The organism is Pseudomonas sp. ZY71 (assembly GCF_036542145.1).
Lineage (GTDB): Bacteria > Pseudomonadota > Gammaproteobacteria > Pseudomonadales > Pseudomonadaceae > Aquipseudomonas > Aquipseudomonas koreensis_A.
In genome coordinates this window covers 6,294,516-6,308,827 of sequence record NZ_CP144274.1, presented here as the reverse complement: position 1 = coordinate 6,308,827, position 14,312 = coordinate 6,294,516, and the positions used below count along the sequence as shown (strand labels likewise).

Genomic DNA, 14,312 nt, shown 5'->3' with positions numbered 1-14,312 from the left:
ACATCGACCTGAGATATCCAGCCGAACTCAGGTTTGAAAAGCCTGGAGATCTGCTCCCTTCCCCCTCTACCCCCTGGGGGAGAGGGCTGGGGTGAGGGGGTAGCGATCTAAAGCTCAAGCACCCGATCAACCAACGCCTCAATCTGCTCCTGCCTTTCCGCCTGATTCAACTTCGCCTGCGGATTGAGCGACGACCACTGCGGATGCGCCCGCGCCTTGTTCAGCGCTTCCGGCAACTTGCCCTCACGCCAGGTCTTGTCTTGGGGCGTGGCCACCTGAACCGCATCCATCGCCGCATGCCCGCGCTGATCCAGCGCCAATACCAACTGCCGCTGGCGCAACGCCAACAGCCGCAGCACTCCGTCATCCACCGTCAACTCGCGCTGCCCTTTGATCTTGCCCAGCAAGCGACTGCCATAACTGCGCGCCGTCTGCAGCGCCCCACCTGCAATCGCCCCTGCCAGTGCCGCTGCACCAAGGGTAATCCCGCCAACCAGCAAATCCACACCAGCCCCCGCCGCCGCACCGGCAGCAATACCGCCGCCCACCCGTACGCCGAGCTGCTTCAAGGTTTCCGGGTTAAACAGGTCATCACCCCAACGCCCATCGAGCAACGGTAAATCACTCGCCGCCGCATCCTGCGGGCGAAACGCATACAGCTTGAGCAACGCTTCAACACACTTCTGCTCGCGCTGGCGCACAGCCTTGCGCAGTTCGCTGATGGCCTGCTGTTCCTGCTCCGCTTCGCTGACCACACTGCGCCGGCACGCGGCGCAGTCGATCAACAATTCAGCAATCAAACGCGCCGCACTTTGCTGGCGGGCGAGGCGCTGGGCCTGTTGATCGGCAATCAGTCGCTCCAGTTGCGGACGAGCATTTTCCAGCAGCAGCGCAAGGCTTTCATACAGCCGCCGCTCGCCATCCTCGGGCGGCGCGACGCTGTCGAAACGCACCAGCGCATGCAGCCCGAGCCGTGCCAAAGCCTCGCGCCAATCCGGCTCACGATGATTGGCACTGCTGACGAAATTCAGCACCGGCAGCAGCGGTTTGCCGCAACTGGCCAGCACTTCCAGTTCATCGCGATACTTGGCCAACACCGGTTCTCGGGCGTCGATTACATACAAACCGGCGTCGGAGGCGAGCAGTTGTCGCAGCACTTTGGCTTCCTGCTCAAAGCGCTGACGCGCCTCGCTGCCGTCGAGGAACCGCGCTAGTCGCGCCGGGCCGTCGAGGCGTTCACCGGGGCGCTCCAGGCGTTCGAGAAAATCCAGCAGGGCGATGGCGTCTTCCAGGCCGGGCGTGTCGTAGAGGTCGAGCAACGGTTCGCCGTCCACCGACAACCGCGCGCCCTCGACGTGCCGTGTGGTACTCGGGCGATGAGAAACCTCGCCAAAGCCCACGTCGCGGGTCAGCGTGCGCAACAGCGAAGTCTTGCCGACGTTGGTGTGGCCGACCACCGCGAGTTTCAGCGGCGCTTTCCAGGCATCAGTCATGACCCGTCTCCAACCAGTTCAACGGCGCGCAATCGGCAAACTTCAGATCAAGCTGTTGCAGCGCCACGTGCCAGTCGCCGAGACGCTCGGCATCCAGCGCTTCGCCGGGCGGCGCTTGCAGCAGCCAGACGCGCGTCTCCCCGGCACTGCGCGCCAGTTCAGCGATCAAGGCGAGGCTGCCGCGATCCGGCGAACGCCGTGGGTCGCAGGCAATCGCCAGACGCGCCGGCGGAAAGCGGCTGAGTTGTTCGAGGAGTTTGTGCCGCGATTCGCGGCTGTCGAGGATGCCGGCGTTGCTGACGTTTTTCGGCAGCGCGGGCGGCCATGGGCGCTGCTCATCGAGTTCAATCGCGACCAACAACGCGCCTTCGCTAACCAGTTCGCCAACGCCGCTTTCGACACGGTGCAGTTGCGCAGGCTCAGGATCGTTGACGCCAAGGCGTTCGCTGGTCGGCATCAAGCGTTCGCGCAGTTGCGCGTAGCCGGGCAGGTTCAGCTCCAGACGCAAGCGATCACGTCCACGTTTCCAGCGCCAACGGCAGAACAGCATCAACAGCAGACGGGGTAGCACGCCGTAGATCAGCACCGCGCCGACCAGCCATATCGCCCACATCTGGCGAACCAGAACGCGGTTGTAATCGGTATCCAGTGTCACGCGGATCATGTCCACGCTCGGCGCACTCCAGCCCAGCGCATGGGGAACGACCGTCAACGCATCAGTCAGTGCCGCGAAGAAGTCAGCGCCCAGCAGCGTGCTTTCCCAGATGAAGTCATATTGCCGAGTGGCCATCATCAATATCAGCATGCTCAGCGCGCTGAACATGATCAGCAGCCACAGGCCATTGACCAGTGAGCCAATCGCCCAGCGATTGAGTTTGTGGCGTTGCAGCAGGACCAGTAATGCGGGGGGTAATTGCGCGGCTTTGGCGTCCCGGGCAAATTTCTCGCTGAGCCACAGCCACAACCTGCCAAGCGCTGCCGCGTGTTCGCCAGCGAATAACAGGCCGAATGCCCAGCTCAGCAACAGGATCAGATTGACCCCGAGCAACGTGCCCAGCGCCCAGAAAATGTTCACTGCTCGCGTGCCGTCGCCGAGCGCAGAAAATGCCATTCCTGCACCAGTGACGCAGGCCAGCACCACCATCAATAGCAGTGCCAGGCGCGCGCCTTGCAGCCAGTGTTTGAGGGCAGCCGTCAGCCCGTCACGTTCGGCCAGCCACAACGCCCGGCGCTGAATGCGGCTCGGCAGATCGCCGCCGGCCGTGCGCGCCAGTCGGTTGGCTTCCAGATCTTCCAGGGGGCCTGCGTGTTCTTCGCGCAGGCGCACGGTCTCGGTCAGCCAGAGGTTTTGCAGTGGAGTCAGTTCAGTCACGCGGCGTCCCGTCGCTTAAATGAGCGCTGAGCATAACCGCTGTGGCGCTTATCGGGGTAAGCGCGGCTCTGGTATCCTCGCCGGCATGACTAAATCACTCCCCCTCAGCCTGATCGCAGCCCTCGGTGAAAACCGCGTGATCGGCGTCGACAACAGCATGCCCTGGCACCTGCCGGGGGACTTCAAATACTTCAAGGCCACCACCTTGGGCAAGCCGATCATCATGGGTCGCAAGACCTGGGATTCGCTCGGTCGGCCATTGCCGGGGCGCTTGAACATTGTGGTCAGTCGTCAGGCCGGTCTGGTGCTCGAAGGTGCCGAGGTGTATCCGTCGCTGGAAGCTGCCGTGGTTCGCGCCGAAGAGTGGGCGAAAGCCCAAGGCGTCGATGAGCTGATGCTGATTGGCGGCGCGCAGTTGTACGCGCAAGGGCTGGCGCAGGCGGATCGTCTGTATCTGACTCGCGTGGCGTTGAGCCCGGAAGGGGATGCGTGGTTTCCTGAGTTTGATTTGCACCAGTGGAAGCTGGTGTCGAATGTGCCGAATCCGGCTGAGGGCGACAAACCCGCGTACAACTTTGAGATTTGGGAAAAAGCCTAAAAGCATCGCGAGCAGGCTCACTCCTACAGGGGGAACGCATTCCAATTGTAGGAGTGAGCCTGCTCGCGATAGCGGTCTGTCAGGCGCTACTTAAGCCTGAGCCAACTCCGCATGCTCATCGGCATCCAGCAACGCTTTATCCGTCTGCTGCATTACCTGACTGGTAATCGCGCCAGCTGTGATCGAACCACTCACGTTCAACGCCGTACGGCCCATATCAATCAGCGGCTCAACCGAAATCAGCAACGCCACCAGTGACACCGGCAAACCCATCGCCGGCAGCACGATCAGCGCCGCGAACGTCGCGCCGCCACCGACCCCGGCCACGCCCGCCGAACTCAAGGTCACAATCGCCACCAGCGTCGCGATCCACAGCGGATCCAGCGGGTTGATGCCGACCGTTGGCGCAACCATCACCGCCAACATCGCCGGGTACAGACCCGCACAGCCGTTCTGGCCGATGGTCGCACCGAACGACGCGGCAAAACTCGCCACCGATTGCGGAATGCCCAGACGACGGGTCTGCGCTTCAATGCTCAGCGGAATGCTTGCCGCGCTGGAACGGCTGGTGAACGCGAACGTCAGCACCGGCCAGATCTTGCGGAAGAAACGCAGCGGGTTGATTCCGGCCGCCGACACCAGCAAACCGTGTACGACAAACATCAGGCCCAGACCCAGATACGACACCACGACAAAACTGCCGAGCTTGATGATGTCCTGCAGGTTGGAACCGGCGACCACTTTGGTCATCAGCGCCAGCACGCCGTACGGGGTCAGTTTCATCACCAGACGCACCAGACGCATTACCCAGGCTTGCAGGGTGTCGATGGCGTTGATCACTTTTTGACCTTTTTCGACGTCATCCTTGAGCAGTTGCAGCGCGGCAACCCCGAGGAATGCGGCGAAAATCACCACGCTGATGATCGAGGTCGGCTTGGCCCGCGCCAGATCGGCGAACGGGTTCTGCGGGATGAACGACAGCAGCAGTTGCGGCACATTCAGGTCGGCAACCTTGCCGGCGTAGTCAGTCTGAATGGTTTGCAGACGGGCCATTTCCTGGGTACCGGCGACCAGACCTTCAGCGGTGAGGCCGAACAGGTTGGTCAGGCCGATGCCGATCAGCGCGGCAATCGCGGTGGTGAACAGCAGGGTGCCGATGGTCAGGAAACTGATCTTGCCCAGCGACGAAGCATTGTGCAGGCGCGCCACGGCGCTGAGGATCGAGGCGAACACCAGCGGGATAACGATCATTTGCAGCAACTGCACGTAGCCGTTGCCGACCAGATCGAACCAGCCGATCGAGGCTTTCAGCACCGGGTTGCCGGCACCGTAAACGGTGTGCAGGGCCACGCCGAACGCGACGCCCATCGCCAGCGCGAGCAGGACTTTTTTCGCCAGGCTCCACGTGGTGTGGCGGGTTTGTGCCAGACCGAATAGCAGGGCGAGGAATACCAGCAGATTGAGGATCAGCGGCAGATTCATGAAAACTCCGATAAGACTTGTGCCAGTCGCGTTCTTGGGCAACTGCGAACCGGCAAGCCTAACAGTTTGATTTGCAATGAATTAATACCAAAATCGCAGGTCGTCCGTCGTTTTTGGAATAAGGCTGTGTCGCTCTCGGCAATGCATCTGGCGCAATAGGGACGTGGGCGGTCGCTGACAGACGAGGACTGTCACACTTATTTGTTAGCGTCGATCTCTTTGAATCAGGGAGAAGAGGCTTATGAAGTTCGCACCGAAATTTCTGGCTGTCGCACTGGCTGTGGGCATGGGTCTGGCCACTCAGGCTTTCGCCACCGACCTGAAACACTGGCCGGCCGATCAGGCCAAAGCGCTGGACGCGATGATCGCGGCCAACGCCAACAAGGGTAACTACGCGGTGTTCGACATGGACAACACCAGTTACCGCTACGACCTCGAAGAGTCGTTGTTACCGTTCATGGAAAACAAGGGCCTGATCACCCGCGACAAACTCGATCCTTCCCTGAAACTGATGCCGTTCAAGGACACCGCCGACCATAAGGAAAGCCTGTTCAGTTACTACTATCGTCTTTGCGAAGTCGACGACATGGTCTGCTACCCATGGGTGGCGCAGGTGTTCTCCGGCTTCACCCTCAAGGAACTCAAAGGCTACGTCGACGAGCTGATGGCTTCGGGCAAACCGGTGCCCGCGACCTATTACGAAGGCGATGTGGTGAAGAAACTCGACGTCAACCCGCCGAAGATCTTCACCGGCCAGCAAGAGCTCTACAACAAGCTGATGGAGAACGGCATCGAGGTCTATGTGATGACCGCCGCCTCGGAAGAGCTGGTGCGCATGGTCGCGGCGGATCCGAAGTATGGCTACAACGTCAAACCGCAGAACGTCATTGGCGTGACCACGCTGCTGAAGAACCGCGAAACCAACGAACTGACCACTGCACGCAAGCAGATTACCGCCGGCAAATATGACGAGAAGGCCAACCTTGGCCTGGAGTTGACGCCGTACCTGTGGACCCCAGCGACGTGGATGGCCGGCAAGCACGCGGCGATTCTCACCTACATCGACGAATGGAAAAAACCGGTACTGGTGGGTGGTGATACGCCGACCAGTGACGGTTACATGCTGTTCCACGATGTTGACGTGGCCAAGGGCGGGATTCACTTGTGGATCAACCGCAAGGACAAGTACATGACGCAGTTGAACGGCATGATGGCCAAGCATGCGGCGGCGCAGGCGAAAGAAGGGTTGCCGGTGACGGCGGACAAGAACTGGGTGATCGTCAAGCCTGAAGAGATTCAGTAAGACCGGGTCGCTCCCATCGCGAGCAGGCTCACTCCTACAATTGGAATGCGTTCACCTGTAGGAGTGAGCCTGCTCGCGATGGGGCCCTCATGCTCACCAACAACTTTAGCCCGACAAAAAAATGCCCCGCACATTGGCGGGGCATTTTGTCTCGGCGATTTGACGCTTACAGCCCGTCGAGCATCGCTTTGTTACGCACAGCACCTTTGTCGGCACTGGTCGCCAGCAGGGCGTAAGCCTTGAGGGCGGTCGTCACCTTACGTGGACGAATCTCGACCGGTTTCCAGCCTTTCTTGTCCTGCTCGGCACGGCGTGCAGCCAGTTCTTCGTCGCTGACCAACAGGTTGATCGAGCGGTTTGGAATGTCGATCAGCACTTTGTCGCCGTCCTGCACCAGACCGATCGCGCCACCGGCGGCGGCTTCTGGTGAAGCGTGGCCGATGGACAGACCCGAAGTACCGCCAGAGAAACGCCCGTCGGTGAGCAACGCACAGGCTTTGCCCAGGCCTTTGGATTTCAGGTACGAAGTCGGGTAGAGCATTTCCTGCATGCCCGGGCCGCCTTTCGGGCCTTCGTAGCGAATGATGACGATGTCGCCAGCCTTCACTTCGTCAGCGAGGATGCCGCGTACGGCGCTGTCCTGGCTTTCGAAGATCTTCGCGTTGCCTTCGAAAACGTGAATCGACTCGTCAACACCGGCGGTTTTCACCACGCAGCCATCGAGGGCGATGTTGCCGTACAGCACGGCCAGGCCACCTTCTTGCGAATAGGCGTGCTCGAAGCTGCGGATGCAGCCGTTTTCACGGTCGTCATCCAAAGTTTCCCAGCGGGTCGACTGGCTGAACGCCGTCTGCGTCGGGATACCGGCAGGGCCGGCCTTGAAGAAGTGATGCACCGCTTCATCGGTGGTCTGGGTAATGTCCCATTTGGCGATGGCTTCTTCCATGCTGCGGCTGTGCACGGTCGGCAGGTCGGTGTGCAGCAAGCCGCCACGGGCCAGCGAACCGAGGATGCTGAAGATGCCGCCGGCGCGGTGTACGTCTTCCATGTGGTACTTCTGGATGTTCGGCGCGACTTTGCACAGCTGCGGAACGGTGCGCGAAAGACGATCGATGTCGCGCAGGTCGAAATCGATTTCCGCCTCTTGGGCAGCAGCGAGCAAGTGCAGGATGGTGTTGGTCGAACCGCCCATGGCGATGTCGAGCATCATCGCGTTCTCGAACGCCTTGAAGTTGGCAATGTTGCGCGGCAATACCGATTCGTCGTTCTCGCCGTAGTAGCGTTTGCACAGTTCGACGATGGTACGGCCGGCCTGCAGGAACAGCTGTTCGCGGTCGCTGTGGGTGGCGAGGGTCGAACCGTTGCCCGGCAATGCCAGGCCCAATGCTTCGGTCAGGCAGTTCATCGAGTTGGCGGTGAACATGCCGGAGCACGAACCGCAGGTCGGGCAGGCACTGCGCTCGTACTCAGCGACTTTCTCGTCAGAAGCGCTTTCGTCGGCGGCGATTACCATGGCATCGACGAGGTCGAGACCGTGGGACGCGAGTTTGGTCTTGCCGGCTTCCATCGGGCCGCCGGAAACGAAGATCACCGGAATGTTCAGGCGCAAGGCAGCCATCAACATGCCCGGGGTGATCTTGTCGCAGTTGGAAATGCACACGATGGCGTCGGCGCAGTGGGCGTTGACCATGTACTCGACGGAGTCGGCGATGATTTCGCGGCTCGGCAGCGAATACAGCATGCCGTCGTGACCCATGGCGATGCCGTCGTCCACGGCGATGGTGTTGAATTCTTTCGCTACACCGCCGGCGCGTTCGATTTCGCGGGCGACCAGTTGGCCTAGATCCTTCAGGTGCACGTGGCCCGGTACGAACTGGGTGAAGGAGTTGGCAATGGCGATGATCGGCTTTTTGAAGTCGTCATCTTTCATCCCCGTGGCGCGCCACAATGCGCGGGCACCGGCCATGTTGCGGCCGTGGGTGGATGTTTTCGAGCGGTAATCTGGCATGGAGCACTCCGGGCGGCTAATCAGGTATCAAAAGGGAGTGAGCTTCTATTGACGTCTGGAACACTCAGAAATGACCGTGTGTCCGTGAAGTTGCCGATGACGTTGCGGGATCGCCGCTGGTCTCAGCCTGAGCTCATAAACCCGCCGGGGGATGAATGGCGATGAATCAGCCGATTCTACACCGCTGGCGTCTGGAGGGAATGGCGCAAAGCATTGTTCCAGTGCAGACGGCGTGTGTGGGATGACGACCGGCGGGTTTAATCACCGCCGGCCTGTGCAACGACATTGGCCTCTACGTTTCTTGCGCGGCGGCTGAGTCGGTTGTTGAGCACCAGCGCTGTCGCGCTCAATAGCACAAAGCTGTAGCCCAGCGTTGATTGCAGATTGGCCGGACTGAGGCTGATCAATGCGCTGATAAGCCCGCCACAAATAAAGATGATCGTGCTGCCCGCCGAGGCCGAGGTGCCGGCGTTTTCAGGAAACAGGCCCATGGCCCGAGAGGTGGCGGCGGGACGGGCGATGGTGGTGCCCGCCGTGCAGATCAGCATCGGAATCAACACAGTGGCCGGCGCCAGCGCATGATTGGCCGCCAGGTACAGCATCGCCAGTCCCGACAGCAGTATCAGGCTCAGTCCGGTGAGGATTTGCTGAACCGGCGTGATGCGTCGATTCAGCACGGCGGCAAGGATGCCACCGACAACGTAGGCAGCACCGTAAACCAGCAGGATCAGCGAAAAGTCATAAGGCGCGAGCTGCAATTGATCCATGAAGATCAACGGCGAAATCACGATGAAGGAGAAGTGGCAGGCGAAGGCAAACGCTGAAATCAGCCAGTAACCGACAAATTCGAAATCCCCCAGCACGCGGCGGTAGGACTGAATGAAACCGAGGCGCACGCCACTGTTAGCCGGTCGGCTGTTCGGTAAAAACAGCCAGGCCTTGATCAACACCGTTGCGGACAGCGCGGTAAACACCCAGAAGCTGCCGCGCCAGCCGAGTGTGGCCTGCAGAAAGGTGCCCGCCAGCGGTGATACCGAGATGAATATCCCGGTGGCGGTGACCATCAGGATCCGCAAACGATCGCGTTCCTCACCTTCGAACAGATCCTGCACCAGCGCCTGGGACAGCACGAAACATCCACAGCCCAAGGCCTGCATCACTCGAAAGACCAGGAACAGCGAGTAATCGGAGGTCATCACGCAACCGAGCGCGCCAAGCATCGATACGCTCATGCCGGCGAGTAACAAGCCCTTGCGCCCGATCACGTCCGAGAGTGGGCCGATCAGGACCTGAGCAAATGCGATCCCCACGGCGAACAGACTGATTGACAGTGCGATGTCTGCCGGTGAATGGCGAAAGTGCGTCGCCAGTGCCGGAAAGGAAGGAAGCAGCACATCCAGTGGAAACACGCCCAACAGCACCATGGCCAGTAACAGGCTGACAGCGGCGCGGCGTTGTCGGGTGGCTGCCACGGATTTTCCTTTATCCATCGATCAGTCCTGCCTTGGCGAAAAGTTTCTGGTTATGGGGAAGGGCAAAAAAACCGGCCTTGCGCAGTGCATCCAGCGTAGCGATGGAACCTGATCGTGCACGTGCACGATTGGCGTGCACCGTTGCCATGCTGCCGACAATTTCCATCACGTCGCTGTCAGCAATGCCGGCTCCACGCAAGCTCTGTTGTAGCCAGCGTTCGTCCGCCTCGAAAAAAATTCCGATGATTTCCAGCAGTGTTCTGCTCGTAAAGGTGCGCTGGCGGCTGTTCATCGACAGCCAGAAGTAATGGAACGCTTCGGCGAAGTAGCGACTGTGGCGGGCTTCGTCGGCCAGATGGTCACGCAGCATGTCGTTGACGCTGGACACCAGACTGTCTCGGCAGACGTCCAGCAGCTCCCGGGCAATGATGGTTTCCGAGACGAAACCCAGCAGAAACCATGCCAGTGCCCGGCTCTTTTCTGGCGTGCGGGCAATCAGCGCATTCAGGCGGGTGATGCGCTGCGGAGTCGCCGGCCGTCCGGTGATTCCATAGAAATTGGCGATCTGCTCAGCGAGCCGATTGGAGAACAGCGCGTGGTAACCCTCGTCGGTGTAGAGCTGCAGCGCCGCGTGCTTCATCGGCAGAGGCACATAAATGGGCAGTTCCCGGTGCACGATGACTTCCACGGCACGATTGACGATGCGGTGTTCGAGCAGGGTGGTGTAATCGAGAAAGTGCACCAGGTGGTTGGCTGACAGCCGGTGCAACACATCGCGCCCCGCCGCCTGAATGGCCGGATGTGCCAGATAAGGCAGAAACGCCGGTGGAAACCAATGGCGGGTTTGCAGTTGCAGCGGCACATCGTCGGGCAATTGATAATCATGGGTACTGCTGCGCACGGAGGCACGGCTGTCCCAGTCTCCCAGGGTGAATTTGAGCGCCCAGGACACCGGTGCTTGATCTGCGTCGGTAATCGACTGGGTCATGCTTGCCCCTCGCGCAACAGATCGCGCATTTCGTGACACATCACTTGCCCGTCGCTTTCTCCACAGCCAACAAAAAACAGCGGCTGTTCAGCGCTGCCCTCGATATTGAGGAGTGCTTCGACCTGCTGGTCGGCAAACGCGCCGGTCAGCCAGGTATTGAGGCCCAGTGCTGTGGCGACCAACTGGAAGGTTTGCGACAGGTGACCGGCCTCGACGAAGGCCATGCGATAGGCGCGCGAGTGTTCGTACTTCCACCAGAGCCGGTCGAAACGGGCGGTGATGAACAACCCCAGCGGCAGGTTGTTGATGAAATGCTGACCGCCGAGCAGGTGGCCCAGCGCTGGTTCAGGTAATGGACTGACCCGGCTCAAGGTATGGTCGGCCGGATGGTAGACATAGATGCCGGGATCCAGGCCGTCGACGTTCTGCACCAGCAGGAAGCCTTCGCAAGCGTTCAGGCCGCCGGCGGAAGGACTGCTGCGACGAGCGCTGAGTCCGACGGCGATACTGTCGTCGCGATCATTGTCACGTTCGTGGAGATAACCGAGGGAAAGGTAGAGCAGGGTGCCGACGTCATTCAGCGTTATTGCTGCGCCTGTGTAGCTGCGGCAGGTTTTGCGCTGGAGCAGAACATTTCCAAGGCTGTCGTCATTCAATGCGCACGGCGCGGGCAGGGCGATACGCTGCTCGGGTGCGGGCGTCGGGCGGGCTGTAGTGGGCTGAGGGGTGGCCAGTACCTCGTTGCAGTGCGCCAGATATTGTCTGGACCACTCGTGAATATTCTGTGGGGTATGTTCGCAGGGAATGTTTTGCGTGCCGATGTGATAAATCTTCGACAGTTCATCCCAACCCCATTGCGGACTGTCTATTTTTGAAATGGTTAGAATGCCCGCGCTTAATAGTTGTGTGTCTATTATGTTGTGGGTGTCGAAAAGTTTCGGGTTGTGGATTAGTTGTGCAAGTCGATTGGCATAATCCAGATCGAGTTCATGCTGTGTATGGTTTTTATAGTTCCACACAATTTGCCCGGGTGAGCGCGGCAATATAAATAAGTAAGGGTTGATGTACATATCTGTCAGTTCACTCTGGAAAAAGTCAAAAGGACGCCGGGGTGCCGGCACTTCCCAGCGTCCTGACTTACTTAGCGGGCTTTAGGGGCAACCAGAAAAGCCAGGTTCGCGATTTTTTTACTTTCCAGAGAAATACTTTTCATGATGTGAACTCCTTGTTCATTGATGGTTGAAGTCACCTCGTGGTGACAACTTCATAATAGTTTGTAATGGATTATTGGCAAGCGGATATTAAGTAGGAAATTTCCAGTAATTTTGTCGGAGTAATCTTTAGCTGGAAATGCACTTGTAGGGTAAGTTTCAGTGATTAAAGGATGTAAGGAAATATCCTGCACGTCAGCAAGAAAATAATTGTAGGAAGTCTTGAGGAATAGCGAAGAGGCAGGGCTGCGTGCAAAAAAAAGGGAGCCTGCTGGCTCCCCTCATATCCGCGTGTATCAGCTGTTGGGCAGCAGGCGGCAGGTGATGCTCTTGATGTAGCGCGTTTCGGCGATGGCCGGGTGTACCGGGTGATCCGGGCCCTGACCGCCACGCTCGAGCAACTGGATGTTGCGATCCAGATGACGGGCGCTGGTCAGCAGGATGTTCTGCAGGTCATCTTCCGGCAAGTGCATCGAGCACGATGCGCTGACCAGGATGCCATCCTTGTTGAGCAGGCGCATGGCTTGCTCGTTCAGGCGGCGGTAGGCGCCTTCGCCGTTTTTCATGTCTTTCTTGCGTTTGATGAATGCCGGCGGATCGGCAACGATCACGTCGAAGCGTTCTTCGCTGGCTTTCAATTCTTTCAGGGCTTCGAAAACGTCGCCTTCGATGCAGGTCATCTTGTCGGCGAAGCCGTTCAGCGCGGCGTTGCGCTCTACGCCGTCGAGGGCGAAGGCCGAAGCATCGACGCAGAACACTTCGCTCGCGCCGAACGCGGCAGCCTGCACGCCCCAGCCACCAATGTAGCTATAGAGGTCGAGGACGCGTTTGCCTTTGGCGTAAGGGGCCAGGCGGGCGCGGTTCATGCGGTGGTCGTAGAACCAGCCGGTTTTCTGACCCTGAATGACCGGGGCTTCGAACTTCACGCCGTTCTCTTCCAGCGCCACCCACTCCGGCACCAGGCCGAACACGGTTTCGACGTAGCGGTTGAGGCCTTCAGCATCACGGGCCGCGGAGTCGTTCTTGAACAGGATGCCGCTTGGCTTGAGCACTTGGGTCAATGCCGCGATCACGTCATCTTTATGTGCTTCCATGGTCGCCGAGGCGATCTGGACCACAAGGATGTCGCCGAAACGGTCAACGACCAGGCCTGGCAGTAAGTCGGAATCGCCGTAGACCAGACGATAGAACGGCTTGTCGAACAGACGCTCGCGCAGCGACAAAGCGACGTTCAGGCGGTGCACCAGCAGCGACTTGTCCAGCGACAGCTTGATGTCGCGCGACAGCAGGCGGGCGCAGATCAGGTTGTTCGGGCTCATCGCTACAATGCCCAGCGGCTTGCCGCCGGCGGCTTCGAGGATGGCTTGATCGCCGGCCTGGAAGCCGTGCAGAGGGGTGGCGGCTACATCGATTTCGTTGCTGTAGACCCACAGGTGACCGGCGCGCAGGCGACGGTCGGCGTTGGCTTTGAGGCGCAAGCTAGGCAGGGACATGACGTCGCTCCGGAAAAAAGAGCGGGAGTATAGCGTGTTGCGACTTGTGCCGGGTTTGATGAGCGATGAAACGCTGATGGCCCTTTCGCGAGCAAGCTCGCTCCCACAGGGGATTTGTGGCGGACACAAGACCAATGTGGGAGCGAGCTTGCTCGCGAAGCGGTTTTGACTTCTACGCCGACAGTGCGTCGATCAGCTCTTTGTTGAACGCCGGAATATCATCCGGCTGACGGCTACTGATCAGGTGACCATCCTTGACCACTTCTTTATCGACCCAATTGGCTCCGGCATTGACCAGGTCGTCCTTGAGCGTCTTGTAACTGGTCATGGTTTTGCCGTTGACCAGCCCCGCCGAGATCAGCAACCAGCCGCCATGGCAGATCACCGCAATCGGTTTGCCGGCCGAGGCGCCGGTCTTGACCAGGTGCTGGGCATCCTGATCGATGCGGATGGTGTCGGAGTTCTGCACGCCGCCCGGCAGGACGATCGCGTCGTACTGTTCGCTGCTGGCGCTCTGGAAGGTCTGATCGACCTTGAAATCATCCGCCGGTTTGTCGTGGTTCCAGCCTTTGACCTTGCCGGCCTCGGTGGAAAGGATGTCGACCTGGGCGCCGGCTTGCTCCAACGCTTGCTTGGGACCGGTCAGTTCGACCTGCTCGAAACCGTCTGTTACCAAAAAAGCGACGCGCTTGCCGTTGAGGGAAGTGGCCATCGATAAGCTCCTGAGTCTGTGGGAGTTTGCCGCCGCAAGGGATCGGAGTGATCCGTTGGGCATTACAGATTCCGAAGCCGTGGCCTGAATGAAAGTTCCTGACAATTGCCCACTGGTGTGTCGTCGCGCGGTTTTTAGAGGTTAGAATCGCCGCCTGTCCCAGAGTGTGTACTTATGTCC

At 59.6% G+C, this 14,312-nt stretch carries 11 protein-coding genes; 2 read left to right on the top strand and 9 right to left on the bottom strand.

Going from position 1 to position 14,312, the window contains the following annotated elements:
* Positions 1-107: 107 nt before the first annotated feature.
* Both VY732_RS28090 and VY732_RS28085 read right to left on the bottom strand, forming a co-directional pair.
* A complete protein-coding gene (locus VY732_RS28090; protein WP_331692952.1) occupies positions 108-1,493 on the bottom strand; it encodes a GTPase/DUF3482 domain-containing protein in 1,386 nt (461 codons plus the stop codon).
* Complete coding sequence (locus VY732_RS28085) at positions 1,486-2,865, bottom strand: DUF2868 domain-containing protein (protein WP_077574929.1); 1,380 nt, start codon at positions 2,863-2,865, stop codon at positions 1,486-1,488. Before VY732_RS28085 ends, VY732_RS28090 begins: the two co-directional genes overlap by 8 nt.
* 85 nt (positions 2,866-2,950) lie before the next feature.
* Here VY732_RS28085 and VY732_RS28080 point away from each other — a divergent pair, with 85 nt between their 5' ends.
* Entirely contained in the window at positions 2,951-3,463 is a 513-nt protein-coding gene (locus VY732_RS28080) for a dihydrofolate reductase (protein ID WP_331692951.1), read from the top strand.
* Between the two features lie 90 nt (positions 3,464-3,553).
* Here the strand turns inward: VY732_RS28080 and VY732_RS28075 are convergent, their stop codons facing one another.
* A complete protein-coding gene (locus VY732_RS28075; RefSeq protein ID WP_038358898.1) occupies positions 3,554-4,945 on the bottom strand; it encodes an L-cystine transporter in 1,392 nt (463 codons plus the stop codon).
* 241 nt (positions 4,946-5,186) lie between these two features.
* On the opposite strand from VY732_RS28075, the gene VY732_RS28070 reads away from it, so the two are divergent.
* Positions 5,187-6,248, top strand: coding sequence for a hypothetical protein (locus tag VY732_RS28070; RefSeq protein WP_016983215.1), 1,062 nt, complete (start codon positions 5,187-5,189; stop codon positions 6,246-6,248).
* Positions 6,249-6,414: 166 nt separating this feature from the next.
* Here the strand turns inward: VY732_RS28070 and ilvD are convergent, their stop codons facing one another.
* The 6 genes from ilvD to VY732_RS28040 all read right to left on the bottom strand — a co-directional run bounded on the left by ilvD (position 6,415) and on the right by VY732_RS28040 (position 14,132).
* Positions 6,415-8,256: a dihydroxy-acid dehydratase gene (gene ilvD / locus VY732_RS28065; protein WP_008088424.1), complete on the bottom strand. Its 1,842-nt coding sequence runs from the start codon at positions 8,254-8,256 to the stop codon at positions 6,415-6,417.
* 257 nt (positions 8,257-8,513) lie between these two features.
* A complete protein-coding gene (locus VY732_RS28060) occupies positions 8,514-9,746 on the bottom strand; it encodes an MFS transporter (RefSeq protein WP_331692948.1) in 1,233 nt (410 codons plus the stop codon).
* Entirely contained in the window at positions 9,739-10,716 is a 978-nt protein-coding gene (locus VY732_RS28055) for a diiron oxygenase (protein WP_123593585.1), read from the bottom strand. Before VY732_RS28055 ends, VY732_RS28060 begins: the two co-directional genes overlap by 8 nt.
* A complete protein-coding gene (locus tag VY732_RS28050) occupies positions 10,713-11,786 on the bottom strand; it encodes a SagB family peptide dehydrogenase (protein WP_077574924.1) in 1,074 nt (357 codons plus the stop codon). The genes VY732_RS28055 and VY732_RS28050 overlap by 4 nt, the downstream gene beginning before the upstream one ends.
* Positions 11,787-12,223: 437 nt before the next feature.
* Positions 12,224-13,420: a class I SAM-dependent rRNA methyltransferase gene (locus VY732_RS28045; RefSeq protein WP_077574923.1), complete on the bottom strand. Its 1,197-nt coding sequence runs from the start codon at positions 13,418-13,420 to the stop codon at positions 12,224-12,226.
* Between the two features lie 172 nt (positions 13,421-13,592).
* The gene (locus VY732_RS28040) at positions 13,593-14,132 is read right to left on the bottom strand and encodes a type 1 glutamine amidotransferase domain-containing protein (protein ID WP_077574922.1); all 540 of its coding nucleotides are present in this window, start codon (positions 14,130-14,132) and stop codon (positions 13,593-13,595) included.
* Between the last annotated feature and the right edge of the window lie 180 nt (positions 14,133-14,312).

Bases quoted from the DNA above. Each gene is read 5' to 3' on its own strand.
- VY732_RS28040 (WP_077574922.1), bottom strand. From the start codon at position 14,132: ATGGCCACTTCCCTCAACGGCAAGCGCGTCGCTTTTTTGGTAACAGAC.
- VY732_RS28080 (WP_331692951.1), top strand. From the start codon at position 2,951: ATGACTAAATCACTCCCCCTCAGCCTGATCGCAGCCCTCGGTGAAAAC.
- VY732_RS28045 (WP_077574923.1), bottom strand. From the start codon at position 13,420: ATGTCCCTGCCTAGCTTGCGCCTCAAAGCCAACGCCGACCGTCGCCTG.
- VY732_RS28050 (WP_077574924.1), bottom strand. From the start codon at position 11,786: ATGTACATCAACCCTTACTTATTTATATTGCCGCGCTCACCCGGGCAA.
- VY732_RS28070 (WP_016983215.1), top strand. From the start codon at position 5,187: ATGAAGTTCGCACCGAAATTTCTGGCTGTCGCACTGGCTGTGGGCATG.
- VY732_RS28060 (WP_331692948.1), bottom strand. From the start codon at position 9,746: ATGGATAAAGGAAAATCCGTGGCAGCCACCCGACAACGCCGCGCCGCT.
- VY732_RS28075 (WP_038358898.1), bottom strand. From the start codon at position 4,945: ATGAATCTGCCGCTGATCCTCAATCTGCTGGTATTCCTCGCCCTGCTA.
- VY732_RS28055 (WP_123593585.1), bottom strand. From the start codon at position 10,716: ATGACCCAGTCGATTACCGACGCAGATCAAGCACCGGTGTCCTGGGCG.
- ilvD (WP_008088424.1), bottom strand. From the start codon at position 8,256: ATGCCAGATTACCGCTCGAAAACATCCACCCACGGCCGCAACATGGCC.
- VY732_RS28090 (WP_331692952.1), bottom strand. From the start codon at position 1,493: ATGACTGATGCCTGGAAAGCGCCGCTGAAACTCGCGGTGGTCGGCCAC.